The 25773-nt window shown below is 69.1% G+C and carries 23 protein-coding genes and 1 other RNA gene; 7 read left to right on the top strand and 17 right to left on the bottom strand.

The genetic code is table 11. The annotated features are described in order from the left end of the window. The first annotated feature begins 41 nt into the window (after positions 1–41). Positions 42–497 (top strand): DciA family protein, encoded by a 456-nt coding sequence (locus ACQGNW_RS06790; protein ID WP_426662376.1) that lies wholly within the window; start codon positions 42–44, stop codon positions 495–497. Positions 498–632: 135 nt separating this feature from the next. Here ACQGNW_RS06790 and lpxC read toward each other — a convergent pair whose 3' ends face one another. The 17 genes from lpxC to rsmI form a co-directional block, all read right to left on the bottom strand. Further along, the gene (gene lpxC, locus ACQGNW_RS06785; protein WP_426662375.1) at positions 633–1547 is read right to left on the bottom strand and encodes a UDP-3-O-acyl-N-acetylglucosamine deacetylase; all 915 of its coding nucleotides are present in this window, start codon (positions 1545–1547) and stop codon (positions 633–635) included. A gap of 446 nt (positions 1548–1993) precedes the next feature. Then, on the bottom strand, positions 1994–3175 hold the full coding sequence (ftsZ, locus tag ACQGNW_RS06780; RefSeq protein ID WP_426662374.1) for a cell division protein FtsZ: 1182 nt from the start codon (positions 3173–3175) through the stop codon (positions 1994–1996). A 266-nt stretch (positions 3176–3441) separates the two neighbouring features. Continuing rightward, the gene (gene ftsA / locus ACQGNW_RS06775) at positions 3442–4677 is read right to left on the bottom strand and encodes a cell division protein FtsA (RefSeq protein WP_426662732.1); all 1236 of its coding nucleotides are present in this window, start codon (positions 4675–4677) and stop codon (positions 3442–3444) included. Positions 4678–4690: 13 nt separating this feature from the next. Continuing rightward, positions 4691–5434, bottom strand: coding sequence for a cell division protein FtsQ/DivIB (locus ACQGNW_RS06770; RefSeq protein ID WP_426662373.1), 744 nt, complete (start codon positions 5432–5434; stop codon positions 4691–4693). Beyond that, positions 5431–6399 carry a D-alanine--D-alanine ligase gene (locus tag ACQGNW_RS06765; RefSeq protein ID WP_426662372.1) on the bottom strand — a complete coding sequence of 323 codons (969 nt, stop codon included), beginning with the start codon at positions 6397–6399 and terminating at the stop codon, positions 5431–5433. Before ACQGNW_RS06765 ends, ACQGNW_RS06770 begins: the two co-directional genes overlap by 4 nt. After that, positions 6399–7844, bottom strand: a complete 1446-nt coding sequence (gene murC, locus ACQGNW_RS06760; RefSeq protein WP_426662371.1) for a UDP-N-acetylmuramate--L-alanine ligase — start codon at positions 7842–7844, stop codon at positions 6399–6401. Before murC ends, ACQGNW_RS06765 begins: the two co-directional genes overlap by 1 nt. After that, positions 7841–8917 (bottom strand): undecaprenyldiphospho-muramoylpentapeptide beta-N-acetylglucosaminyltransferase, encoded by a 1077-nt coding sequence (murG, locus tag ACQGNW_RS06755; RefSeq protein WP_426662370.1) that lies wholly within the window; start codon positions 8915–8917, stop codon positions 7841–7843. The genes murC and murG overlap by 4 nt, the downstream gene beginning before the upstream one ends. Further along, positions 8914–10152: a putative lipid II flippase FtsW gene (gene ftsW / locus ACQGNW_RS06750; RefSeq protein WP_426662369.1), complete on the bottom strand. Its 1239-nt coding sequence runs from the start codon at positions 10150–10152 to the stop codon at positions 8914–8916. Before ftsW ends, murG begins: the two co-directional genes overlap by 4 nt. A 1-nt stretch (position 10153) precedes the next feature. Beyond that, the gene (gene mraY, locus ACQGNW_RS06745; protein ID WP_426662368.1) at positions 10154–11254 is read right to left on the bottom strand and encodes a phospho-N-acetylmuramoyl-pentapeptide-transferase; all 1101 of its coding nucleotides are present in this window, start codon (positions 11252–11254) and stop codon (positions 10154–10156) included. After that, entirely contained in the window at positions 11244–12611 is a 1368-nt protein-coding gene (locus tag ACQGNW_RS06740) for a UDP-N-acetylmuramoyl-tripeptide--D-alanyl-D-alanine ligase (RefSeq protein WP_426662367.1), read from the bottom strand. The genes mraY and ACQGNW_RS06740 overlap by 11 nt, the downstream gene beginning before the upstream one ends. Further along, on the bottom strand, positions 12608–14098 hold the full coding sequence (locus ACQGNW_RS06735; RefSeq protein WP_426662366.1) for a UDP-N-acetylmuramoyl-L-alanyl-D-glutamate--2,6-diaminopimelate ligase: 1491 nt from the start codon (positions 14096–14098) through the stop codon (positions 12608–12610). Before ACQGNW_RS06735 ends, ACQGNW_RS06740 begins: the two co-directional genes overlap by 4 nt. After that, positions 14095–15864, bottom strand: coding sequence for a peptidoglycan D,D-transpeptidase FtsI family protein (locus tag ACQGNW_RS06730; RefSeq protein ID WP_426662731.1), 1770 nt, complete (start codon positions 15862–15864; stop codon positions 14095–14097). Before ACQGNW_RS06730 ends, ACQGNW_RS06735 begins: the two co-directional genes overlap by 4 nt. 89 nt (positions 15865–15953) lie before the next feature. Continuing rightward, complete coding sequence (gene ftsL, locus ACQGNW_RS06725; RefSeq protein ID WP_426662365.1) at positions 15954–16226, bottom strand: cell division protein FtsL; 273 nt, start codon at positions 16224–16226, stop codon at positions 15954–15956. Beyond that, positions 16223–17173, bottom strand: coding sequence for a 16S rRNA (cytosine(1402)-N(4))-methyltransferase RsmH (rsmH, locus tag ACQGNW_RS06720; protein WP_426662364.1), 951 nt, complete (start codon positions 17171–17173; stop codon positions 16223–16225). Before rsmH ends, ftsL begins: the two co-directional genes overlap by 4 nt. Positions 17174–17219: 46 nt before the next feature. Further along, positions 17220–17666, bottom strand: a complete 447-nt coding sequence (mraZ, locus tag ACQGNW_RS06715; protein WP_426662730.1) for a division/cell wall cluster transcriptional repressor MraZ — start codon at positions 17664–17666, stop codon at positions 17220–17222. Between the two features lie 313 nt (positions 17667–17979). Beyond that, an RNA gene (gene rnpB / locus ACQGNW_RS06710) (RNase P RNA component class A) lies at positions 17980–18342 on the bottom strand. Between the two features lie 75 nt (positions 18343–18417). After that, on the bottom strand, positions 18418–19245 hold the full coding sequence (gene rsmI, locus ACQGNW_RS06705; protein WP_426662363.1) for a 16S rRNA (cytidine(1402)-2'-O)-methyltransferase: 828 nt from the start codon (positions 19243–19245) through the stop codon (positions 18418–18420). Between the two features lie 84 nt (positions 19246–19329). On the opposite strand from rsmI, the gene ACQGNW_RS06700 reads away from it, so the two are divergent. The 6 genes from ACQGNW_RS06700 (at position 19330) to ACQGNW_RS06675 (ending at position 25757) form a co-directional block, all read left to right on the top strand. Further along, positions 19330–21270 carry a penicillin-binding protein activator gene (locus tag ACQGNW_RS06700; RefSeq protein ID WP_426662362.1) on the top strand — a complete coding sequence of 647 codons (1941 nt, stop codon included), beginning with the start codon at positions 19330–19332 and terminating at the stop codon, positions 21268–21270. Continuing rightward, positions 21270–21626 (top strand): YraN family protein, encoded by a 357-nt coding sequence (locus ACQGNW_RS06695; protein ID WP_426662361.1) that lies wholly within the window; start codon positions 21270–21272, stop codon positions 21624–21626. The genes ACQGNW_RS06700 and ACQGNW_RS06695 overlap by 1 nt, the downstream gene beginning before the upstream one ends. A gap of 733 nt (positions 21627–22359) precedes the next feature. Then, positions 22360–22824 carry a hypothetical protein gene (locus tag ACQGNW_RS06690; RefSeq protein WP_426662729.1) on the top strand — a complete coding sequence of 155 codons (465 nt, stop codon included), beginning with the start codon at positions 22360–22362 and terminating at the stop codon, positions 22822–22824. A gap of 43 nt (positions 22825–22867) precedes the next feature. After that, positions 22868–23800 carry a VirB8 family type IV secretion system protein gene (locus tag ACQGNW_RS06685; protein ID WP_426662360.1) on the top strand — a complete coding sequence of 311 codons (933 nt, stop codon included), beginning with the start codon at positions 22868–22870 and terminating at the stop codon, positions 23798–23800. Then, a complete protein-coding gene (locus ACQGNW_RS06680; protein WP_426662359.1) occupies positions 23797–24564 on the top strand; it encodes a TrbG/VirB9 family P-type conjugative transfer protein in 768 nt (255 codons plus the stop codon). The genes ACQGNW_RS06685 and ACQGNW_RS06680 overlap by 4 nt, the downstream gene beginning before the upstream one ends. Further along, positions 24561–25757: a TraB/TrbI/VirB10 family type IV secretion system protein gene (locus tag ACQGNW_RS06675; RefSeq protein ID WP_426662358.1), complete on the top strand. Its 1197-nt coding sequence runs from the start codon at positions 24561–24563 to the stop codon at positions 25755–25757. The genes ACQGNW_RS06680 and ACQGNW_RS06675 overlap by 4 nt, the downstream gene beginning before the upstream one ends. Positions 25758–25773 lie beyond the last annotated feature (16 nt).

Genomic DNA, 25773 nt, shown 5'->3' with positions numbered 1-25773 from the left:
GGTATGATCAACGCATCGATCCGACCCGGAGCCGCCGGCCCATGTCCCGCACCGCCCCGCGTTCCCGCGGCCCGCAAGCGCTCGGCGCCTGCGGGGCCTTCGCCACGCTGGCCGGTCGGGCCGCCGCGCTGGATGCGCTGGACCGCGCGCTGCGCCAGACCCTGGCGCCGCCGCTGCGCGACGAGGTGCGTTTCGCGAACCTGCGCGGCGGGCGGCTGCTGTTCCTCGCCTCGACGCCGGCCTGGGCCACGCGGCTGCGTCTGCTGCAGACGCAGATTCTCGCGACCGCACGCAGCCTCGACATCCGCGCCGAGAGCCTCGCGGTGAAGGTGAGTCCGCTCCCGCGGATCGAGCTGGAACCCGAACGCACGCGCACGCTTTCGCCTGCGGCCGCAAGCCACCTGCGCGCCGCGGCCGCGGCCGCCGGGGACCCCGAGTGGCAGGAGCTGTTCGGCAAGCTGGCCGCACTGGCCAAGCCCATCACCCCCGCGCGCTGAAGCACGCCGGCCGCAGGATTGCCGTCTTGCGCACCGCAGGAATGTCGCGCAGGGATCTGCGCCCACCAACCAGAAGGCCGCCGCATCGGTCGATGCGGCGGCCTTCACTTGTCCGTGCCGCCGGTCGCGGCGCGGTCAGATTGCCTGGGCGGGATGGGCGTAGGAGATCGGCGAGGTGGCCGGATCGTCCTGGTAGCTGACTTCTTCCCAGGCCGAGGCATCCGCCATCAGGGTGCGCAGCAGCTTGTTGTTGAGCTCGTGGCCCGACTTGTGCGCGTGGTACGCGCCGATCAGGCTGTGGCCAAGCAGGTAAAGGTCGCCGATGGCGTCGAGGATCTTGTGCTTGACGAACTCGTCCTCGTAGCGGAGGCCGTCCTCGTTCAGCACGCGGTAGTCGTCCAGCACCACGGCGTTGTCCATCGAACCGCCCAGCGCCAGGTTGTGCTCGCGCAGCATCTCGATGTCGCGCATGAAGCCGAAGGTGCGCGCGCGGCTCACTTCCTTCACGAACGAGGTGGTGGAGAAGTCGATCTCGGCGCGTGAGGTGCGCTTGGAGATGATCGGGTGGTTGAACTCGATCGAGAAGCCCACCTTGAAGCCCTCGAACGGCTCGAAGCTGGCCCACTTGTCGCCTTCCTGCACCTTCACCGGCTTCTTGATCCGGATGAAGCGCTTGGCCGCGTTCTGTTCCTCGATGCCCGCGGACTGCAGCAGGAACACGAACGGACCGGCGCTGCCGTCCATGATGGGGACCTCCGGCGCCGACAGGTCCACGTAGGCATTGTCGATGCCGAGGCCGGCCATCGCCGACAGCAGATGCTCGACGGTGGCGACGCGCACGTCCCCGTTCGTCAGCGTGGTGGACAGGCGGGTGTCGCCGACATTGTCCTGGCGCGCACGGATGTCCACCGGCGGATTGAGGTCCGTGCGGCGGAACACGATGCCGGTATTGGGCGCCGCGGGACGCAGGGTCATGTACACCTTGTCGCCGGTGTGCAGGCCCACGCCGGTGGCGCGGATGATGTTCTTGAGCGTGCGCTGCTTGATCATTGTCGTTGGTACCTGCCAAGTAGCAGCCAATCAGAGGTCGGATGCTAACACAGTTTTAACCAGCTGCAATAGCAAACCGTACCGTACAGTCTGGTCGAGCCTTCATGCGCCCTTCATCCCGGAAGGCACGCTGGAACATGTCTGCGCTCGCCGAAGGAGCGGAGCGACACGATACCCCGGGCCGGGACGGGATTCCGGCACCGGGGCATCGGATCGGCCAAACCGGGCTCTCGCCCGGCGCGGCGGATCATGCGCCGTCCCTTGCGCATCAGTCTTGCGGATCTCAGGCCCGAACGCGCCTGTCGGCCGTTCGCTGACAAGCACGGCAGCCAGTCGCGGCGACGAGCCCGAATCCACCTTTCATGTTTTTGCAAAGACCCATTCGACAGGCGTTTTGTTCAACTCCTCTTAACAAGCGGGGCCATCCGGTTCAGACGCGAGCCGGATCAGTCGGCCTGGCGGCGCAGGAAGGCCGGAATGTCCAGGTACTCCAGGCCGTTGTCCTGGCTCCGCGCTGGCGCCTCGCTGCGCGGGTTGGCGCTGATCGCCGGTTCCGGCTGGGCGTAGTCCACCACTTCGTTGCCGGTGCCGGTGCGCAGCACCACCGGGCGCGGACGCTGGCGCATCTCCACCTGCTTCTGCTCCACCATGCGCATGTTCCGCGAGGCAGGGGCACGGTTGAGGCCGGTGGCCACCACGGTGACACGCACCTCGTCCTTCAGCTCGGCGTCGAGCGAAGTGCCGATCACCACGGTGGCGTCCTCGCTGGCGAAGTCGTGGATGATGCGGCCGATCTCGTCGAACTCGCGCATGGTGAGGTTCGGGCCGGCGGTGACATTGACCAGGATGCCGCAGGCGCCGTTGAGGTTGACGTCCTCCAGCAGCGGGTTCTTGATCGCCTCCTCGGCCGCGGCCTGGGCGCGGTCGTCGCCGCTGGCGGTACCGGTGCCCATCATCGCCAGGCCCATCTCGCTCATCACCGTGCGCACGTCGGCAAAGTCGACGTTGATCAGGCCCGGCGCGGTGATCAGATCGGCGATGCCCTGCACGGCGCCCTGCAGCACGTTGTTGGCGGCCTTGAACGCGTTGATCAGGGTGACCTCGCGGCCCAGCACGCTGAGCAGCTTCTCGTTCGGCACGGTGATCAGCGAATCGACGTGCTGGCTGAGGTCCTCGATGCCCTTCATCGCCACCTGCATGCGGCGCCGGCCCTCGAACGGGAACGGCTTGGTGACCACCGCCACGGTGAGGATGCCCTTTTCCTTGGCCAACTGGGCCACCACCGGTGCGGCGCCGGTGCCGGTGCCGCCGCCCATGCCGGCGGTGATGAACACCATGTCGGCGCCTTCCAGCATCGCCTCGATGCGCTCGCGGTCCTCCAGCGCGGCCTGGCGGCCGACTTCGGGATTGGCGCCGGCACCGAGACCCTTGGTGACATTGGCGCCCAGCTGCAGGTGCGTGCGCGAGTTGCAGCTCGTCATCGCCTGCGCGTCGGTGTTGGCGACGATGAACTCCACGCCCTCGATGTTGGCGTTGATCATGTGTGCCACGGCATTGCCGCCGCCGCCGCCCACGCCGATGACCTTGATGACTGCGTTTGGTGCAAGTTTTTCGATCAGCTCGAACATTTCCCGTCCTCCAGAGTTGTTGTCGTTGTAACCGCGGGGGGCGACTCCTGTCGCTCCGGGGTGGTGGGCGGGCATCCCGCCGCCCGTGGCTGCGCCTCCTGCGCCGCCGAATTCCGTTGCCCGAACGACTGCCGTCCCGGCAGTCGTTCGGCTCGGCCAGTCCGGCACATGTCCGGACCTGCCTCCTTGATCAGGCATTCGAATGCCTGGTCGCGGGCAACCCATCCATGGGTTTGCCGGGCGTCCCGCATTCCGCGAGGCACCCGCTAGAAGTTCTTCGTGAGCCAGTTGCGCCACTTGCCGAGCAGGCCGCCGACGTTGCCCAGCGCCGGACTGCCGCCGCGCACCGGGGCGTTGTGGCGCGAGCCGTGCAGCAGCAGGCCCACGCCGGTGGCGTGCAGCGGGCTGCTGATCACTTCGCCGAGACCGCTGATGTCCTGCGGCACGCCCAGGCGCACCATCTTGTGGAAGATCTCCTCGGCCAGCTCCAGCGCGCCTTCCATCCTCGAGGCACCGCCGGTGAGCACCACGCCGGCCGCCACCAGGCTGTCGTAGCCGGAGCTGCGCAGGCGGTCCTGCACCATCTCGAAGATTTCCTCGTAGCGCGCCTGCACGCTCTGCGCCAGCGCCTGCCGCGCCAGGCGTCGCGGCGGACGGTCGCCCACGCTGGGCACCTGGATGGTTTCCTCGGCGTGCGCCAGGCCGGTCTGCGCGCAGGCGTACTTGATCTTGATCTCCTCGGCGTGCGCGGTCGGCGTGTGCACGCCATAGGCGATGTCGCCGGTGACCTGGTCGCCGCCGATCGGCAGCGAGGCGGTGTAGCGGATCGAGCCCTGGGTGTAGATCGCGATGTCGGTGGTGCCGGCGCCGATGTCGACCAGGCACACTCCCAGCTCGCGCTCATCGTCGGTGAGCACCGCCTTCGCGCTGGCCAGCGCCGACGGCACCAGTTCGTCCACCGACAGCCCGCAACGCTGGATCGACTTGGTGATGTTCTGCACCGCCGCTGCCGCGCCGGTGACCAGGTGCACGTTCGCCTCCAGCCGCACGCCGCTCATGCCGACCGGGGCGCGGATGCCGTCCTGGCCGTCGATGCGGTATTCCTGCGGCTCCTTGTAGAGCACCTTGTGGTCGGCCGGGATTGCCACCGCGCTGGCCGCCTCCAGCACCTGCTCCAGGTCGCCTGGCGTCACCTCGCGGTCGCGGATCGCCGCGTTGCCGTGCGAGTTGCGGGTTTCCAGGTGGCTGCCGGAGATCGACGCCGTGACCGCGCGGATGTCGCAGCCGGCCATCAGCTCGGCCTCCTCCACCGCGCGCTGGATCGAGTGCACGGTGGATTCGATGTCCACCACCATGCCCTTGCGCATGCCGCGCGACACATGGGTGCCGATGCCGATCACGGTGATCGGCTCGCCGGGCTCGTACTCGCCCACGATCGCGGTCACCTTGGAGGTGCCGATATCGAGGCCGACCACCAGCTGCTTGTCGTTGCGCGTCTTCATATGCATGGCGTCCTCATGAGCGGCGCGTGACTCCTGCCTTGGCAGCGGCGGGCGCCGGCTGCGGCCAGCGCACGGCAAACCCGTTGGTGTAGCGCAGGTCGGCGTAGACGAAACCCTCGTCGTGGCCGGCCATCAGTTGCGGATAGACGTCGAGGAAGCGGCGCAGCCGCGCGCCGGCGAGGTCGCGGTCACCGATCACGATGCGGGCACCATTCGCCGTGGTGACGCTCCAGCTGCCGCGCGCGGTAAGCGCCACGCCGTTGATCGAGAGATGGGTGCCGGCGAACGCCTTGCGCACGTCGGCGTAGAAGCTCACCACCTCGGCCAGGCGGTCGTCGGGGCCGTCGAGATCCGGCAGCGCGGCGGCGTCAGCACTGCCGATCGGTGCGTCGAACAGCTTGCCCTGCCGGCTGATGAGCTGCTTGTCGTTCCAGCGCGCAAACGGCTGGCGCTCGATCACGCGCAGCTGCAGGGTGTCCGGCCAGCGCTTGCGCGCCTCCACCGATTCCACCCATGGCAGCGCCGCCACCGCCTGCTGCACGCTGTCGAGATTCAGCGCGAAGAAGCCCTTGCCCAGGCGCGGCAGCACGGCGGCGCGGATCTCCTCCATGCGCACGTGCCGGAACTCGGCCTGCACCGTGAGCCGGGTCACGGGCCAGCGGCCGGCGGCGAACCAGCCGTGCAGCACGCCGACGACCGGCAACGCCACCAGGGCGATGGCGAGGCACCAGGCAATGAGGCGAACGCTTCCCCTCATGCACCCTCCCGGAAGCTCGTCTCGAGCACGCGCCAGCACAGCATCTCGTAGTCGATGCCGGCGACGCGGGCGGCCTTCGGCACCAGCGAGTGCGAGGTCATGCCCGGCGCGGTGTTCACTTCCAGCAGCCAGTTGCGGCCCTGGCGGTCGCGCATCACGTCGACGCGGCCCCAGCCGCTGCAGCCCAGCGCGTCGAACGCGGCCAGCGCCAGCGCGCGCAGCTCGTCCTCCGCCGCGCCTTGCAGGCCCGGGCACAGGTACTGGGTGTCTTCGGCGACGTACTTCGCGTTGTAGTCGTAGAACGCGCCCTTCGGCACGATGTGGATGGAAGGCAGCACCTCGCGGCCGAGGATGCCGACGGTGAGCTCGTCACCCTCTATCAGCGTTTCCATCAGCAGGTCGCCGGGGTACTTCGCCGCCAGCTCGACCGCGCTGTCCAGCTGGGCTTCCTCGAACACGCGGGTGACGCCCACGCTGGAGCCCTCGCAGGCCGGCTTCACGATCAGCGGGAAACCGATCGTGCGCGCGGCCGCATGCACCGCCGCGGCATCGGCGCCGCGCGCCAGCGCCACGAACTTCGGCGTGGGCAGGCCCAGCGATTGCCACACGCGCTTGGAACGCGGCTTGTCCATCGACAGCGCCGAACCGAGCACACCCGAGCCGGTGTACGGCACCTTGAGCGACTCCAGCGCCCCCTGCAGCACGCCATCCTCGCCGCCGCCGTGCTGGCCGTGCAGGATGTTGAACACCCGCGCGAAGTGGCCGGCGCGCAGCGCGTCGAGCAGCGCCGGGATGCCGTCGATCGCATGCGCATCGACACCGCGCGCCTTCAGCGCCGCCAGCACGTTGCGGCCGGAGTCCAGCGACACCTCGCGCTCGGCCGAGCTGCCGCCCATCACCACGGCGACGCGGCCGAAGTCGGCGGGATTCGTGATACGGGAAGCGGGGTTCGTCGTCGCGGCCATCAGGCGGCTCCCTTCGTTTTCAGTTGGCCCAGCTGCGCCAGCTCCACCGCCGCCGCGCCGATGTCGCCGGCACCGAGCAGGAGCAGCAGGTCGCCGTCGCGCAGCAGCGCCGGCAAGGCATCCTTGAGCTCGCGCGGATGCTCGACCAGCACCGGGTCGACCTTGCCGCGCGCGCGCACCGCGCGGGCCAGCGCACGGCCGTCGGCGCCCGCGATCGGCGCCTCGCCGGCGGGGTACACCTCGGTCAGCACCAGCACGTCGGCCTCGGCCAGCACGTTCGCGAAATCGTCCAGCAGGTCGCGCGTGCGGCTGTAGCGGTGCGGCTGGAAACCGACGACGAGGCGGCGGTCGGGCCAACCGCCGCGCGCCGCGGCGAACACCGCGGCCAGTTCGCTGGGATGGTGGCCGTAATCGTCCACCAGCAGCACGCTGCCATGGTCCAGCGCCAGCTCGCCGCGGCGGTGGAAACGCCGCCCCACGCCCTGGAAATTCGCCAGCGCGTGCGCGATCGCCTCGGCGCCCACGCCCAGCTGCCAGCCGATGCTGGCGGCGGCCAGCGCGTTGAGCACGTTGTGCCGGCCCGGCAGGTTCAGCGTCACCGGCAAGGCCTCGGCACGGCCGGGCAGGTGCAGGTCGAAATGCATCTCGAAGCCGTGCTGCGACACGTTCGAAGCGCGCACGTCGGCGTCGGCGGTGGCGATGCCGTAGGTCATCACCCGGCGTGTGGTGGCCCTCGCCAGCTCCGCCACCTCGGCGTCGTCCACGCACAGCACAGCCAGGCCGTAGAACGGCAGGCGATGCAGGAAGTCGGCAAAGGCCTTCTTCACCTCGGCGAAATCGCCGTGGTAGTTCTCCAGATGGTCCGCGTCGATGTTGGTGACCGCGGCGATCACCGGCGAGAGCAGCAGGAAGGAACCGTCCGATTCGTCAGCCTCCGCCACCAGGTACTGGCCGGTGCCCAGCCGCGCGTTCGCGCCAGCCGCGTTGAGCTGGCCGCCGATCACGAAGGTGGGATCGTAGTTCGCCTCGGCCAGCACGCTGGCGACCAGGCTGGTCGTGGTGGTCTTGCCGTGCGTGCCGGCGATCGCGATGCCGCGGCGGAAGCGCATCAGCTCGCCCAGCATCTCCGCGCGCGGGATCACCGGGATGCGCGCGGCGCGCGCGGCAAGCAGCTCCGGATTGTCCGGCCGGATCGCGCTGGAGGTCACCACCACGTCGGCGTCGCCGACATTCGCGGCGTCATGCCCTACCTGCACCACCAGGCCCAGCTTGGCGAGGCGTTGCGCGGTGGGCGAGTTCGCCTTGTCCGAGCCCGACACCGCGTAGCCCAGGTTGTGCAGCACCTCGGCGATGCCGCTCATGCCCACGCCGCCGATGCCGATGAAGTGCACGCGGCGGAACGTGGTCATCAGGTCTTCGTGGGCGAGCAGCCGGCGGGGGGTCATGCGGCCACCTCCAGGCAGGCGCGCGCGATCGCCGCCGCCGCATCGGGCTTGGCCAGCGTGCGCGCGGCCTCGGCCATGGCAAGCAGGCGCACGCGGTCGGCCAGCAGCGCGTCGAGCCGCCGCGCAAGTTGTTCCACGTTCAAATCGCTTTCCTGTATCAGTTCGGCGGCACCGGCGGCGACCAGCGCCTCGGCGTTGCGGGTCTGGTGGTCGTCCACCGCGTGGGGGAACGGCACCAGCACCGCGCCCAGCCCGGCAGCGGTGAGCTCGGCCAGGGTGAGCGCGCCGGCGCGGCAGACCGCGAGATCGGCCCAGCCATAGGTGCCCGCCATGTCCTCGATGAAGGGCACGACCTGTGCCTCGACACCGGCTTTCGCATAGGCTTCGCGCGCTTCGTCGAGGCCGCGGTTGCCGCACTGGTGCAGCACGTCGGGACGCCGCTCCGGCGGCAACAGCGCCAGCGCCTGCGGCAGCGCGAGGTTCAGCGCGCGCGCGCCGAGACTGCCGCCCAGCACCAGCAGGCGCGTGCGGCCCGTGCGGCCCGCGAAACGCTGTTCCGGCGAGGCGAGCGCGGCGATCGCGCCACGCACCGGATTGCCCACCCACTCCGCGTCCGGCAGCGCATCGGCGAAACCGGCCAGCACGCGCTGCGCATGGGCAGCCAGCTTGCGGTTGGTGAAACCGGCCACGCGGTTCTGCTCGTGCACCAGCAGCGGCCGACGCAGCAGACGCGCGGCCAGGCCGCCGGGGCCGGCCACGTAACCGCCCATCGACAGCACGCTGCGCGGCTTGACCCGGCGCAGCACGGCGAACGCGGACAGCAGCGCACGCACCAGCATCAGCGGCGCCGCGAGGCGCGTCTTCCAGCTCTTGCCGCGCAGGCCGCCGACGCGGATCTCGTGCAGCTCGATGCCGTGCGCCGGCACCACCTTGCCTTCCATGCCGCCCACCGCACCCAGCCACGTCACCGGCACGCCCTGCGCGCGCAGCGCGTCGGCCACGGCGAGGCCGGGGAAGATGTGGCCGCCGGTGCCACCGGCCATGATCAGCACGGGACGGGCATCGGCGCTCATGCCGCTGCCACCTCGCGCGCACGTGCCGCGTCGTTCACGTCGGGCGCCGCCACCGCTTCCGGCATGCGCTTGGCCATCTGCCGCGCATCCAGCGCACGGTTGATCTCGAAGGTGGCGCGCAGCAGCGCGCCAGCCATCGCGCAGGTCAGCACCATCGACGAGCCGCCGTAGCTGATCAGCGGCAGGGTAAGGCCCTTGGTGGGCAGCGCGCCCAGGTTCACGCCCACCGAGACGATCGCCTGCATCGCCAGCATCAGCGAGATGCCGAACGCGACGTAGCCGGCGAAACGCTGGCCCACCTCGACGCCCTTGAGGCCGAGGTACAGGCCGCGCCCCACCGCCAGCGCGAACAGGCTCATCACCAGCACCACCCCGGCCAGGCCCAACTCCTCGCCGATCACCGCGAAGATGAAGTCGGTGTGCGCCTCGGGCAGGTAGGACAGTTTCAGCACGCTGGAACCCAGGCCCACGCCGGTCCACTCGCCACGGCCGATCGCCATCAGCGACTGGGTGAGCTGGAAGCCGTCGGTGAACGGATGCTCCCAGGGGTTCATGAACGAGGTGAGGCGTTTCACGCGGTAGCTTTCGCCGGTCGCCGCGATCACCAGCAGCGGCATCAGCGGCAGGCCCATCACGAACAGGTAGATCGGCCGCGCGCCGCCTAGCCAGACCATCGCAATGGTCACCGAGATCACCAGCGTGGCCGAGCCGAAGTCGGGCTGCGCCAGCAGCAGCAGCACGATCACGCCGGCCACCGCGATCGGCTTGATCAGGCCGAGGAACTTCGTCTCGATGCTGTCGCGGTGGCGCACCAGGTAGCTGGCGAGGTAGACCACCAGGATCAGCTTCACCGCCTCCACCGGCTGGAAGCTGGTCACCAGCAGGTTCAGCCAGCGGTGCGCGCCGTTGATGCGCATGCCCAGGTGCGGCACGAACACCGCCAGCAGCAGCACGAAGGCGAGCAGCATCAGGTGGAACGCGTATTTCTCCAGCAGCTTCAGCTCGGTGCGCATCGCCATGGCGGCCGCCGCCACGCCCAGCGCTAGGAACAGCAGATCCTTCTTCAGGTAATAGAAGGCGCCCTGGTGGCTGCTGTCGGCCACCGCGATCGAACTGGAGGTCACCATCACCACGCCCACGCTGGCCAGCCCGACCAGCGCGACGAGCAGCCACGCGTCGAAGCTGCCGCGCGGGCCTTGCCGCTTGACCGCCTGCGATGTGCCGAAGCCGAACATCTCAGCGCACCTTCAGCGTGGCGAGGCCGATCAGCACCAGCACGACGCTGATGATCCAGAAACGCACGATCACCCGCGGTTCGGGCCAGCCTTTCAGCTCGAAGTGATGGTGGATCGGCGCCATGCGGAACACGCGCTTGCCGGTGAGCTTGAAGCTGGCCACCTGGATCATCACCGAGGCGGTTTCCAGCACGAACACGCCGCCCATCACCAGCAGCACGATCTCCTGGCGCACGATCACCGCGATGCAGCCCAGCGCCGCGCCGATGGCCAGCGCGCCCACATCGCCCATGAACACCTGCGCCGGATAGGTGTTGAACCACAGGAAACCCAGCCCTGCGCCGGCCAGCGCGCCGCAGTAGATCGCCAGTTCGCCCGCCCCCGGAATCGAGGGGATGCCGAGGTACTCGGAGAACACCCGGTTGCCGGCAAGGTAGGCGAACAGCCCCAGCGCTCCGGAGACCAGCACGGTGGGCATGATCGCTAGGCCGTCGAGGCCGTCGGTGAGGTTCACCGCGTTGGAGAAGCCCACGATGATGAAATACGTCACCACCACGAAGAACACGCCCAGCGGAACCGCCACGTGCTTGAACAGCGGCACGAACAGCGCGGTCTCCGCCACCGGCGCGGTACCCACCGCATGCGGCGCCGTGAAGTACAGGAACAGCGCCGCGCACAGGCCGAACACCGATTGCCAGAAATATTTCCAGCGCGAGGCGAGACCGCGGCTGTCCTTCAGCACCAGCTTGCGGTAGTCGTCGTAGAAGCCGATCACGCCGAACGCCAGCATGACCGCCAGCACCACCCAGACATAGCGGTTCTGCAGGTCGGCCCACAGCAGCGTGGCGACGGTCACCGCGAGCAGGATCATCACGCCGCCCATGGTGGGTGTGCCGGCCTTGGAGAGGTGCGTCTGCGGACCGTCGCGGCGCACCACCTGGCCCGCCTTCAGCGCCGCCAGCTTGCGGATCAGCGCCGGGCCCAGCAGCAGCGACACCGCCAGGGCCGTGAGCGCGGCCATGATGGTGCGGAAGGTGATGTACTGGAACAGGTGCAGCGTGGTGAAGTGCCGCGCCATCCAGTCCGCGAGTTCAAGCAGCATCGGGTGCGCCCTCCGTTCCGGTCACGCCTTCCAGCGCCTTCACCACTTCGTCCATGCCGGCCGAGTGCGAACCCTTGACCAGGCAGGTCACGCCGGCATGCAGGCCGCCCTTCAGCGCAACAATCAGCGCGGCCTTGTCGGCGAAATGCTCGCCGCCGGCGCCGAAGGCCTCGACCGCCGCCGCGCCCAGCGGGCCGACGGCGAACAGGCGCTCGATGCCGCGTTCGCGCGCCTTCGCGCCGACGCCGGCATGCAGCGCGCGGGCATCGGCGCCCAGTTCGGCCATGTCGCCCAGCACCAGCCAGCGCTCGCCGGCCGCCAGCGCCAGCGTGTCGATCGCCGCGGCCATCGAACTGGGGTTGGCGTTGTAGCTGTCGTCGATCAGGGTGACGCCGCCCGGCAGTGCCACGCGGCGCAGGCGCCCCTCGACCGCGCGCGCCCGCTCCAGCCCCGCCACGATGGTGGCCAGCGGCACGTCCAGCGCCAGCGCGATGGACGCCGCCGCCAGCGCGTTGGCCACGTTGTGGCGGCCGGGCAGCGCAAGGTTCACCTCCGCGGCGCCCGCAGGCGTGCGGAGCAGGAAGCGCGAACCGTCGGCGCGCTGTTCCACGATGTCGGCGCCCACGTCGGCCCGATGCTCCAGCCCGAAGCGCAGCACGCGGCGCGTGCCGGCGAGACCCGCAAAGAAGCCCGCGAACGTGTCGTCCGCATTGATGATCGCCACGCCGTCCGCGGGCAGGGCCTGGTACAACGCGCCCTTGGTCTCGGCCACGCCTTCCACGCTGCCCATGCGCTCAAGGTGCGCCGGCGCGATGATGTTGACGAGGCCGATTTCGGGCCGTGCGATGGCGGCGAGGTAAGCGATGTCGCCGGGCTTGCCCGCACCCATCTCCAGCACCGCGTATTCGGCGTCCTCCGGCATCGCGAGCAGGGTGAGCGGCAGGCCGATCTCGTTGTTGAAGCTGCCGGTGTTGACGTGGGTGCGCCCGTGCAACGACAGGATCGAGGCGGTCAGCATCTTCACCGTGGTCTTGCCGTTGGAGCCGGTGATGCCGATCACCCGCGCATGGCGCTGTGCGCGCACCGCGCTGGCAAGGTCGCCCAGTGCCGCTTCCACGTCGTCCACCAGCACCTGCGGCAGCGGGCTGTCCACCTTGCGCGACACCAGTGCCCCCGCGGCGCCCGCCGCAGCGGCCTGGGCGAGGTAGTCGTGGCCGTCCACGCGTTCGCCCTTGAACGCAGCGAACAGGTCGCCGGGCTTCAGCTTGCGGGTGTCGATGGCAACGCCGCCTACCGCAGCATCCTCGCCAAGCAGGCGGCCGTGGGTCCACATCGCGATGGCGCCGAGCCGCATCATGCGCGCCGCTCCAGGGCCGCGCGCGCGACCAGCATGTCGTCGAACGGGCGCTTGCCGGTCGCGCCTTCCTGGTAGGTTTCGTGGCCCTTGCCGGCGATCACCACCACGTCGTTGGCCGTGGCCATCTCGAGCGCCTGCCCGATCGCCGCGGCGCGGTCGCGCTGCACGCCGTACTCGCGCGCCGCACCCATGCCGGCCACGATCTGCGCCACGATCGCGTCGCCGTTCTCGCCGCGCGGATTGTCGTCGGTGACGATCGCCACGTCCGCCAGCCGCGCCGCGATCGCGCCCATCAGCGGCCGCTTGCCCGCATCGCGCTCGCCGCCGCAACCGAACACGCAGATCAGGCGGCCGCGGCAATGCGCGCGCACCGCGGTGAGCACCTGCTCCAGTGCGTCGGGCGTATGCGCGTAGTCCACCACCACCAGCGGCTGGCCGTGGCGGCCGCCGAGCCGGCTCATGCGGCCGTTGACCGGCTGCAGGCTTTCGAGTGCGGCCACGATGCGTTCGAACGGCTCGTCCAGCGCGCCGAGGCAGGCCGCCACCGCGAGCAGGTTCGCCACGTTGAACTGGCCCAGCAGGTGGCTCTTCAGTGTATGCGTGCCCCAGGGTGTACGAAGCACGAAGGCCAGGCCTTCCGCCGTGCCGACCACGGCGCTGGCCGCCACGTCCGCCGCAGCATCGCCGCGCGCGCTTGTGCGCAGCGCACGCACGCCGGCAGGCAATTGCCGCAGCAGCTGCGCGGCGAATGCGTCGTCGACGTTGACCACCGCGGCGCGCAGCCCAGGCCAGGCGAACAGCTTCGCCTTGGCCGCGCCGTAGGCCTCCATGCTGCCGTGGTAATCCAGATGGTCGCGGGTGAGGTTGGTGAACGCGGCGACCTCGAAATCCACCGCGCCAACCCGCCCCTGCTCCAGTGCGTGCGAGGACACCTCCATCGCTACATGGGTGGCGCCGGCGTCGCGGAATTCCGCCAGCAGGCCGTGCACGCTGACCGCGTCCGGCGTGGTGCGCTCGCCTTCGCGCAGCCGGCCGTGCAGGCCGGCGCCCAGGGTACCGATGCTCGCGGCGCGATGGCCGAGGAAGGTCAGCGCCTGGGCCAGCAGCTGCACGGTGGAGGTCTTGCCGTTGGTGCCGGTGACGCCGACCACGCGCAGCGCTTCGGACGGTCGCCCATAGAAGCGCGAGGCAATCTCGCCGACCAGTCCATGCAGGCCATCGATCCACAGCACCGGCACGTCCAGCGACGCGCATTCCACTGCCGGCGCCTCGGCCAGCACCACTTCCGCACCGCGCTGCACCGCGGCGGCGGCAAACTGGATGCCATGGCTCTGCGTGCCGCGCAGCGCAAGGAAGGCATCGCCGCGGCGCACCTTGCGCGAATCCAGCGCCAGTCCGGATACCACGATGCGCGCCGCCGCCGGCGTGGCCGCCAGCGGCGCATCGGCGAGACCCAGCAGCAGCTGGTCGAGGTGGCCGGTGCTCATGGCGGGGGCCCCTCCGCCGGCGCCTCGTCGACCGGCGCCTCGTTGATCGGCACGTCGTTGGCTGCCGGCTTCGCCGGCTGCTGGCTGCCGACCAGCCCGCCGTTGCCTTGCAGCGGGCCGCCCACGTACCAGCGGCCGATGTTGTCCGGCGGGATGTCGAGCAGGCGCAGGGCGCCGTCCATCACCGCGGCGAAGACCGGCGCCGACACGGTACCGCCGAAGTAGCCGGCCTGGGTGGTGCCGTTGATCACCACCACGCCGACCAGGCGCGGGTTGCTCGCCGGCACGATGCCGGCGAACAGCGAGTTGTAGGTGTTCTTGGAATAGCCGCCGGCGATCGCCTGATGCGAGGTGCCGGTCTTTCCCGCCACGCTGTAGTTCGCGATGCGCGCCCGCGAACCGGTACTGCCCGGACCGGTCACCGTTTCCAGCATGCTGACCAGCTCGTGCGCCACCTGCGGCGAGATGATCTGTTTTCCCGGGCTGTCGTCGCCCTTGATGAAGGTGGGCGTGTGCATCACGCCGCCGTCGGCGATGGTGGCGTAGGCGTTGGCCAGCTGCAGCGGCGTGACGTTGAGGCCGTAACCGTAGGCCATGATCGCCTTTTCCAGCGGGCGCCAGTCGCGGCCGATCTTCAGGTATCCGGACGCCTCGCCCGGGAAGCCGCTGCCGGTGCTGTTGCCGAAGCCGAAGGCGCGGAAGGTGTCGTACATCAGCGGGGTATCCAGCGTCATCGCGATCTTCGCCGCGCCGACGTTGCTGGACCGGGTGATGACTCCGGTCGGCGTGAGCAGGCCGTTCGGATCGTCATCGCGGATGTCGTGGCCGTAGAAGTACCAGTGCCCGTTGCCGGTATCGACGACCGGGCTGGTCGGCGTGTACTTGCCGCTGGACAGCGCCGCCGCCAGCGTGAACGCCTTCATCGTGGAACCCGGCTCCACCACATCGGTGACCGCGCGGTTGCGCCGCTGCGCGGGCTTGCTGCCGGTCACCGCGTTCGGGTTGTAGGTGGGCAGGCTGGCCATCGCCAGGATCTCGCCGGTATGCACGTCCATCACCACCATCGACCCGGAGGCGGCGTTGAATTTCTCCAGCGTATTCTTCAGTTCGTTGTAGGCGAGGAACTGGATGCCGCGGTCGATACTGAGGGTGAGGTTCTGCCCCGGCTTGGGGGCACGCACCTGCTCCAGGTCCTCCACCACGTGGCCCTTGCCGTCGCGGATCACGCGCTTGGCGCCGGGCTTGCCGGCCAGCCAGTCGTCGTAGGCCAGTTCCAGCCCCTCCTGGCCGTGGTCGTCGATGTTGGTGAACCCCAGGACATGCGCGGTCACCTCGCCCGACGGGTAAAAGCGCTTGAACTCGCGCTGGCCGTTGACGCCGGGGATGTCGAGGTCGAGCACGGCCTGCGCCGCTTCCGGCGCCATCTGCCGGCGCAGGTAGACGAACTCGCGGTTCGCACGCTGCTCCAGGTAGCGCCGGATGTCGGCCGTGTTGCCGCCCAGCGCTTTCGCCAGCGCGGGGATACGGTCGTCGTTCGCCAGCAGCTCGGCCGGGTTGGCCCAGATCGAGGTGACCGGCGTGGACACGGCGAGCGGCTCGCCGTTGCGGTCGAAGATGGTGCCGCGCGACACCGGGATCGGCACCTCGCGAAGGAAGCGCGCGTCGCCCTGCTTCTGGTAGAACTGCTTGCGCACCACCTGCAGGTCGAATGCGCGCGCCACCAGGCCCAGCGAAACCAGGCCGAGCACGCTCACCACCAACACCATGCGCTTGCGCGCGCTGGGGCCGGCGCCGCGGCGGCGGCCCGGCGACGGCGTGGCGCGATGCGGCTGGGGGCGGGTACGGTCGCGCCATTTCATCGGCGCAACAACCGGATGTCTTGCGGGCGCGGATCGACCATGCCGAGCTGCTGGCGCGCCTCCTCGTCGATGCGGCGCGGCTCGGCGAAGGTGGCCTGCTCGAGTTCGAGCCGGCCGTATTCGATGTTCATGTCGTCGCGCTGGTTCTGCAGCGCGGTGAGCCTGACGAACAGCACGCGGCTCTCGTGGCGCGCCCACACCACGCTGATCGCGCTGGCGATCACGGCGCCCAGCAGCGCGAGGATGAGAATGGCCTGGATCGCCTTCATGCGTGCCCCGCCTGCGGCCGGACCGGGCCGGGGAGCTTCTCGGCCACCCGCAGCACCGCCGAGCGTGCGCGCGGGTTCGTGGCGAGTTCGGCCTCGGAGGGAAACCGCGCCTTGCCCACTGCCACCAGCTCCGCCGGCGCCGCCGCCTGCGGCGGGCCGCGGCGGCTGCCCTGCACGCGACCGGAATGGTCGCGGATGAACTGCTTGACGATGCGATCTTCCAGCGAGTGGAAGCTGATCACCGCGAGCCGGCCGCCGGGCTTCAGCCGCGCCAGCGCAGCATCCAGCCCGCGCCGCACCGAATCCAGTTCGCCGTTCACGCGGATGCGCAGCGCCTGGAAGCTGCGCGTGGCCGGGTGCTTGCCCGGCTCGCGCCGGCCCACCACGCGCTCGATCAGTGCGGCCAGCTCGCCGGTGCGGGTGAGCGGGTTGTCCGCGCGGCGCTCCACGATGGCGCGGGCGATCTTGCGGCTGAAACGCTCCTCGCCGAACTGCCACAGCACGTCGGCGATCTCGCGCTCGCTGGCATGGGCGAGGAAATCCGCCGCGCTCTCGCCCTGCGTGGTGTCCATGCGCATGTCCAGCGGTGCGTCGGCCATGAAGCTGAAGCCGCGCGCGGCCTCGTCCAGCTGTGGCGAGGACACGCCGAGGTCCAGCAGCACGCCGTCGAGGCCGGCGGCAGTCTCGTCCCATTCGCCGAGGCTGGCGAAGTTGGCATGGCGGATCGCCACGCGCGGCTCGGCGGCGAACGCCTCCTGCGCCGCGGCGATGGCGTTCGGATCGCGGTCCATCAGCAGCAGGCGTCCGCCGGGGCCCAGGCGCGACAGCACGGCGCGTGCGTGACCGCCGCGTCCGAACGTGCCATCCAGATAACGCCCGCCTGCCTTCACGGCAAGGCCCTCCACCGCTTCGTCCAGCATCACCGGGATGTGCCGCAACTCGGCCATGCCGCACCTCCCGTCCCGTAACCCGCCCGCAAACCCGCGCACCGCGCTAGAGCTGCAGCGCGGCCATGTCGTTGGTGATCTCGTCTTCGCCGATGGTCTGGCGGATCTTGGCCAGGTGGGCCTGTTCGCTCCACAGCTCGAACTTGTTGCCCATGCCCAGCAGCACCGCCTTCTTCTCGATACCCGTGGTGGCGCGCTGACTGGCCGGCAGCAGGATGCGCGCAGCGCTGTCCGGCTCCACCACCGCGGCGGCGCCGACGATCTTCATCTGCATGTCGCGATGCGCCTTGACCACCTTGGAGAGCGCGTTGACCTGGTCGCGCACCTTTTCCCACTCGGCATGCGGAAACAGCCACAGGCAGCCCGGCTCGAACGGGTTGTAGGTGACCACCAGCCGGTTCGCGCAGGCGCCGGCCACCAACTCGCGGTACGCGGTCGGTATGGCCAGCCGGCCCTTGTCGTCGACGGTGATGGCGGTCTCGCCCTGGAACACGCAATAGACTCCACGAAAACCCACGATTTCACACTGAAAGCCACGATAGTCTCGCCCCTTGAGACTGTCAAGGCATTTTTGCTTGTGAATCAAGGAGAAAGGCGAAGTTATGACCGCGTTTCCAGCACTTTCTCAGGAACATTCCCAAGGTGCTTGAATGCAGGGAAATTTTTTTGCCAAGCCCAGAATGAATTGCCCCGCTGGACCCATCTGGCGCACCGATCGGCCCCGCCGCGGCATGAACCTCTGTTCATGCCCGCTGCGTGCGCACACCCGACATGTCCCGGCGCGCTGGCCGGGACATGGGTGGGAAAGGGGGAGTCGGCCTGTAAGCCGGGTTCTGTACGCCTTGCGGCGCGACAGTCATTCCTCTCGGCCAGGCGTCGCCGCCTGGCTCCAGCGACCTACCCGGGAACAACGCGGGCCGCGTTATCGTTCCCCTATTTGGTCTTGCTCCGAGTGGGGTTTACCGTGCCGTACGGCGTTGGCCCCGTACGCGGTGCGCTCTTACCGCACCGTTTCACCCTTGCCTGTGCCCTTGCGGGCCATCGGCGGTTTGCTTTCTGTTGCACTGGCCGTCGGCTCGCGCCGCCCAGGCGTTACCTGGCACTCTGCCCTGTGGAGCCCGGACTTTCCTCGATGCGCTTGCGCGCGACGCGACTGTCCGGCCGACTCCGACGCATAGTCTAGAGTGAAGCGGGGCGAGAAACGAGAGCAAACCGCTTTGCGCTCACTCCACGCGGCTCTCCACTCACTCCTTGTAAAGCTCCTTGCGCGGCGCACCGGTAATCGCCGCAGCGATCTTGGCCGCCTTGGCCGGCGGCAGCTCCCCCCGCAGGATCGCGAACACGCGCCGCCCCTCGGCCAGCTTCGCGTCAGCCTCCTCGCCGCGGCCGGCGACCAGGATCACGCATTCGCCGCGCTGCTGATCGGGATCGTTCGCCACGCGCTCGGCGAGCTGCGCCAGCGGTTCGCCGATCACCGTCTCGAACATCTTGGTGAGTTCGCGCGCCAGCACCGCCTCGCGGTCGTCGCCGAACGCCGCACGCATGTCGGCCAGGCTCTCGGCGACGCGGTGCGATGACTCGTAGAAGATCACCGTGCGCGGCTCGCCCGCCAGCTCCTGCAGACGCGCAAGCCGCGCCGCGGATTTCGGCGGCAGGAAACCCTCGAACACGAAGCGGTCGCTGGGCAAGCCCGCCACTGACAGCGCGGCGATCGCCGCGCAGGCGCCCGGCACCGGCGCGCAGCGGATGCCCGCCGCCCGCGCCGCCCGCACCAGGCGGAAACCCGGGTCGGAGATCAGCGGCGTACCCGCGTCGGAAATCAGCGCCACCGATTCACCGCCCTGCAGGCGCCGCACGATGGCATCCACCACCTCGCGCTCGTTGTGCTCGTGCAGCGCGACCAGGGGCGTGGCGATGTTGTGATGGAGCAGCAGCGGCCGGCTGTGGCGGGTGTCCTCGGCGGCGATCACCGCCACCTCGCGCAGCGTCGCGATCGCCCGCGCGGAGAAATCGTCACGATGGCCGATCGGCGTGGCGACCACCCACAGGCAACCAGGCTGGACGGATGGCATGTGCAAGCTCCTGCGGACCCGAGTCACGGAAACGATCGGCTATCATCGCGCACACTCGCCGCGATTACCGACAAGAGATACCCGATGCGCCTGCGCCCCGTCATCCGGCCGTCCCTGCCTGCCCTTGGCCCTATCCTGTTGCTGGCCGGCGCGCTGGCCTTGAGCGGTTGCGTTCCCGGCAGCACGAAACCCTCGCCGGCCGAGCTCAACGCGGCGGACAGCGCCGCCGCCCTGGCGCAGCAGGGCCGGTTCGACCAGGCCGCACAAGCCTATCTCGCCATGGCCTCGCAGTATGGCGGCCACGCCGACCATTACCGCGTGCTCGCGGCCGAGGCCTGGCGCGAGGAAGGCCGCATCGAAGCGGCCGCACCCACACTGGCGCAGATCAAGCGCGCAAACCTGCAGGGCGACGACGCCGTGCGCTTCGATCTGCTGCGCGCGGATCTCGCCCTTCGCCACCACGATGCCGCCACCGCGCTGCGGCTGACCACGCAGCCCACCGTCGCCGTGCCCGGCGTGCTGCAGCTGCGCCTGTTCGAACTGCGCGCCCGCGCCCAGGCAGCAACCGGCGACCATTGGGGTGCCGCCCGCACCCGCGTACAGATGGACGACGACCTGCACGGCCTCGATCGCGCGGAGAATCGCAAACAGATCATCGCCCAGCTGACCCGGCTCGACGTGGCCGCGCTCAAGCAACGCGCCGCCGCGATGAAACCGGGCGACCGCATGCTCCCCTGGACCGACGAAGCGTTGAGCCAGCGCGGCATCGCCGTGGCCCAGCCCACGCCGGCGCTGCAGCAGCCGGTGGGCACCCTGCTGCCGGGCGCCCAGGCCGATGTGCGCGAAGGCTACAAGATGCCTGCCCACGTGGCGCTGCTGCTGCCCGAGAGCGGCGTCTACGCAGCTGCCGGCAACGCGATTCGCGAAGGCTTCTTCGCCGCCTACGCGGAGGACGCCCGTACCCATGCGCCGCGCGCCTCCGTGCGCATCTACGACACCGGCAGCAGCGATGATGGTGCGCTCAAGGCCTACCAGCAGGCGGCCGGCGACGGCGCACAGCTGGTGGTCGGCCCGCTCACCCGCGGCGCGGTGGCGACGCTGTTCGCCCAGGCCAAACTGCCGGTGCCGGTGCTGGCACTGAACCATCCGGACAACAGGCAGCTCCCCGCGACCGACGCCAGCGAGTTCGGCCTGCTGCCGGAATCCGAAGGTGCGCAGGCCGCCGACCACATGATCGAGCGCGGCCTGCACCAGGCCTACGTGGTGATCTCCGGCGACGACTTCGCCCAGCGCGCCGCCAACGCGTTCAAGGCCGAACTGCTCGCCCGCGGCGGCAGCGTGACCGGCATGGCCACCCTGCCCGCCGGCGCCAACAACTACGCCAGCCTGATCGCCAGCCTGCACCTGCCCGCAGGCGCCGCCCCAGCTGCGACAACACCCGCCCCGGCCGCCAGCACCGCTGCGGACGCCGCCGGCGTCTCCGGCAACGATGCCGGCATCTTCATCAGCATGCGTCCCGGCCAGGCCCGGCTGCTGCTGCCGCAGCTGCAGATCGCCAAGATCACGCTGCCGGTGTTCGGTACCTCGCACGTCTACGCCGGCAGCGACAATCCCACTGCCGACGGCGACCTCAACGGCGTGGAGTTCTGCGACGCGCCCTGGCTGTTCGATGCCCAGCCCGGCCTGCCCCGCCACGACGACATCGCCACGCTGCTGCCCAGCGCGCGCGACGGCAACGCGCGGCTGTTCGCGTTCGGCATGGACGCATGGAACCTGGTGCCCTACCTCGACTGGCTGCGCGACCATCCCGGCAGCTATCTGCCCGGTGCCACCGGCCAGCTCACCGCCGACCAGTTCGGCCGCATCCGCCGCGTGCTGATCTGGGCGAAGTTCCAGAACGGACTCGCCCGCCCGCTGAGCGGCAGCCTGCAGGTCGACGACCTCCCCACGCCCGCCAGCAGCGCACCGGCACCTGCACCCGCCGGCAGCAGCGAGCAGCCGGCCGCCTCCTCCTCGACCCACTGATGCGCAGCGCCGGCGCCGCGTTCGAGCAGCGTGCCTGCATCGAACTCGAGCGCGCCGGCCTGAAACCACTCGCGCGCAACTACACCACCCGCCACGGCGAACTCGACCTGGTCATGCTCGATGGCGACACGGTGGTATTCGTCGAGGTGCGCTATCGCGTGCGCGCAGGACACGGCGATGCGCTGGCCTCGATCACCCGCGGCAAGCAGGACAAGCTGATCCGCACCGCGCAACTGTGGCTGGCCGCCCACCCGCAACACGCACAGCGTTCCTGCCGCTTCGACGTGGTGAGCTACGACGGCCCCGCTGCCGACGCACGCATGCAATGGCTGCGCGGGGCGTTCGAGGCGTACTGAAACATGGACGGCAGAAGTGCGCTGCAGGCCGGCTGAGCTGATTCGCGCGCGGCGAACGCAAACGCTATTGGCGGCGCCGTCGTTCCTGGGCACGTCCAGCACCATCGCCTTGCACGAAGCACGCACCAAGATGCGTGCAGCCAGCCGGATGCCGTGCAGCGGACTGCACGCCGCTGGCCCAAGCCGCCGCATGTAAGCGATGGACTACGCGCCGTCAGCACAAACGCACAACTGCTTCGGCGCCTCCGCTTACATGCCTCGGCCCACGCCTGTCCTAACATAAATGCCGCGCGGTTTTGCGATGCGCTAGACGAAATTCGAGCGTGCCGCATGACAGCATTCGCGACCGTGGCGTGCAGTGCGCGCCACACAGGGGATGTGCCGGTCAGTCGATCCCGGCGCGCATTGCGCACCGATCTCCGGTCGCGCCGAACCCCCACCCGCGGAATGGGTTCCGGACTCTTCCGGACAGGACGCACGAATGGATATCGAAGCGATTGAACAACAGGATTGGCTGTTCACCAGGCGCCAGCGACGCGGCGCTTGCACGCATCCGGCGAATCGTCCCCCGCTTCCCGGCCCGCCGCCGCAGCGGCCGCATGTTCCCGTCTCTGACGCCGTCATCGATGGTGCTTCTCCGCGCCCGCGCGTCACGAGCACGGCCCGGCCCAAGCTTCGGGAAGGACGGCCACTCTTCACCTCAGCCAGCGGACCAAACGTGGACAAGGACTTTCTGAAGTTGACCCGCACAAGCGCCACGCTGCTCCTCATCGCGGCACTGGCCGGATGCGGCACCCCTCCGGCCAGGAACTTTGCAGGCCCCTGGAAGCCCGTCAACCATTTCCAGAACAAGCCGACCGAAATACCGCTGAATCCGGCATACGTGTTCTATGCATCGCCGATGGACGAAACGCTCAAGACGATGCTCGCACGCTGGGCCAGGGATTCGGGAAGGCAGCTCTCCTACCAGTTGCCCTTCGACGTGACGCTCTACCAACCCGTCGCCGCCATCCGGACGACGGACATCGACGATGCCGTCGCGCGGCTCAACTCGATCTACGCGGCACAGGGGGTCTCCGTGGCGGCCACTGCGCGACGAATCGACGTCCAGGCCCCCGTTTCCGGCAGCGCCAGCGCCACGACCAGGAATGCCACTCGCGCGGCCACGCCGTCCACGACGACAGCCAGCGCAAAGTGAACTGGCGAGTCGGAAACATCACGGAAGGAACGGATATTCCCCGATGCTGAAGAAGAATTCATCCAGCCGCAGAATCGACGAAACGGTCGCGCGATCGGTCAATTTCGAACTGACCATCGCGGATCTCGCCAGGCGCAGCGAACGCCGTGCTTGGCTGGTGGCGTTCGGCGCCATCGCGATGGCGATCATCCTTGCTGGCGGCTACTTCTACATGCTGCCGCTCAAGCAGAAGGTGCCCTATCTCGTCATGGCCGATGCCTATACCGGCACCAGCACAGTCGCCCGCCTGACAAACGACCTGACCCACCGCAGGATAAGCACCAGCGAAGCGATCAATCGCAGCAACGTCGCACACTTCGTGCTGGCGCGCGAATCGTACGACCTGGCCATGCTCAACCTGGGCGACTGGGCCACCGTCCAGACCATGTCTTCTCCGGGTGTGCGCGCCGCATATACCCGGCTCTATTCGTCGACCAATCCGGACAGCCTCTTCAAGAAGTACGGCAAAGACACCGCCATCCGCGTGAAGCTGCTGAGCATCGTGCTCAACGGCGGTACACCGGGCACGCCCCCCAAGGGGGCCACCGTGCGCTTCCAGCGGGAACTCTACGACAAGCAGTCGGGGGCCACGCGTCCACTGGACAACAAGATCGCGACGCTGTCGTTCACCTACAAGACCAATCTGGACATGGACGACCAGAGCCGCATCGAGAATCCGCTGGGATTCTGGGTCACCGATTATCGTGTCGACGACGACTACTCGTCGGCGCCGCCGGCCGAAACCCAGGGTGCGGATTCCGGCGCGACCACCTCCCAGGAAACCGCTGCGACCGTCGCGCCAACGCCCGATGCGGCGGCAGTTCCGCCACAGGCATCCACGGCACCGCTGCCAACTGCTTCCGTCGTCGCTAGCCAGCGCATGCAGGCGCCCGGACCAGCAGCCGGAAATTCCGCCACTGGAGCAGGCCGCCCATGAACCGACGCAACCTCCCTGGCCTGACCATCGCCCTGTGCGCAGCCTTCTTCGGCGCGCCCGTGCTGGCGAGTGCGCAGGTCGTGGAACAGTACGAATACCAGCCCAACCGCATCTATCCAGTGCGCACGGGCCTCGGCATCACCACGCAGATCGAGCTCAGCTCGCAGGAGAAAATCCTCGACTACAGCACCGGCTTCAGCTCCGGCTGGGAGCTCACGCGCCGCGACAACGTCTTCTACCTCAAGCCGAAGAACGTCGACGTGGACACCAACATGATGATCCGCACCGCGACGCATTCCTACATCTTCGAGCTGAAGGTGGTTGCCACCGACTGGAAGACGCTCGAACAAGCGCGGCGGGACGGCGTGGAATACAAGATCACCTTCAGCTATCCGTCCGACGCCAGCTTCGCCAAGGAGATGAAGAAGGACGCCAAGGCCTCGGCGCTGAACACCAGCCTGGTTCCGGGGCGCAGCTACAACTTCGACTACGACTACGCGACACGCAGCAAGGCCTCGCCCTGGCTGGTGCCCGTCAACGTCTACGACGACGGCCGCTTCACCTACATCCGGATGAGCAACCTGAAGCAGTTCCCGACCGGCGATTTCCCCGCAGTGTTCATGCGCGAACGGGAAAAGGGCGAGGACTCGCTGGTGAACACCACCGTCGAGGGCAACACGATCGTCGTTCACGGCACGTACCCCTACCTGGTCATCCGCCACGGCAACGACGTCGTGGGCCTGCGAAGGAACACCACGAAGTGAACCCGAATACTTCGAACCAGCCTGGCGACGACACGGTGTCCCAGCACGCCTCGTCGCACGAAATGCCGGGCGGCCAAGCCGATGCGCTGGCCGGCAACCCATATTCCACCCGTTACCAGTCGGCCGCGCCAGATCTGGATGCCGGCGCGCCCCAGCTGAAGTCGCACGACCTCAGGCGCATGAACCAGCGGGCGCTGTTTTTGCTGGGTGCGGTCGTGCTGCTTCTGCTGTTCGTCGCGTACTGGATGATCACCGGTACCGGCAGCCGCAACGAACAACCCAAATTACGCGAGGAAAAGGTCACGGTGTCGGCACCACCCAAGTCGCTGGCGTTGCCGCCGCTGCCGACGCCCGCGCCACGCCAGGCCGCACCCATTCCGCTGGTGCAGCAGGCCGCCACGCCGTCGCTGCCGGTACGCCAGTCTTCGCCCCAGGCGCCGCCGCAACCGACGCTCGTGCAGCGCCGGATCGCAGGTGCGGAAGACGCCGCCAATGGCGGTGCGGGCGCCGACCAGCCGACCGCTGCCGCAATACCCGCAGCGACGGGTCTCGGGCAGCCGGGCAGCCTGAAGGACTCGACCGTCACCAGCGCCCAGCCGTTGCGCCATCCAGACACCCTGATGCAACGCGGCACCTACATCCGCTGCGTGCTGGAAACGCGCATCGTCTCCGACATCCCCGGCTACACCTCCTGCCTGGTCACCGAGCCGGTCTACTCGTTCAACGGGCAGCGCCTGCTGTTGCCCAAGGGTTCGAAAGTGCTCGGCACCTACGACAAGGGGCCGATGGGCGACCGCATGGCCGTGATCTGGGACCGCATCATCACGCCCAACGGCATCGATGTGAACATGGCCAGCCCGGGCATCGACAACCTCGGCGGCGCCGGCGTCCCTGGCTACTACGACGCCCACTGGGGCCAGCGCATCGGCTCGGCCCTGCTGATCAGCATGCTCAGCGACGCCTTCAAGTACGAAGCGGCCGAACATGGGCCGAAGACCACCACCATCGGCTACGGCGTGGCGACCCAGGAGCCATTCGAAAGCAACACCGCCCAGACCGTGCAGAACCTCGCCAACCAGGCGGTCCAGGCCGCCGCCAACCGCGCACCGACAGTAACCATCAACCAGGGCACGATCCTGTATGTCTACGTCGCCAAGGACGTGGACTTCAGCGGCGTCGTTGCGCGCTTCTGACACCGCACCCGGCACG

Origin of the sequence: Rhodanobacter aciditrophus (genome assembly GCF_050026795.1) — a bacterium.
GTDB lineage: Bacteria > Pseudomonadota > Gammaproteobacteria > Xanthomonadales > Rhodanobacteraceae > Rhodanobacter_A.
This window is presented reverse-complemented; position numbering and strand designations above follow the sequence as displayed.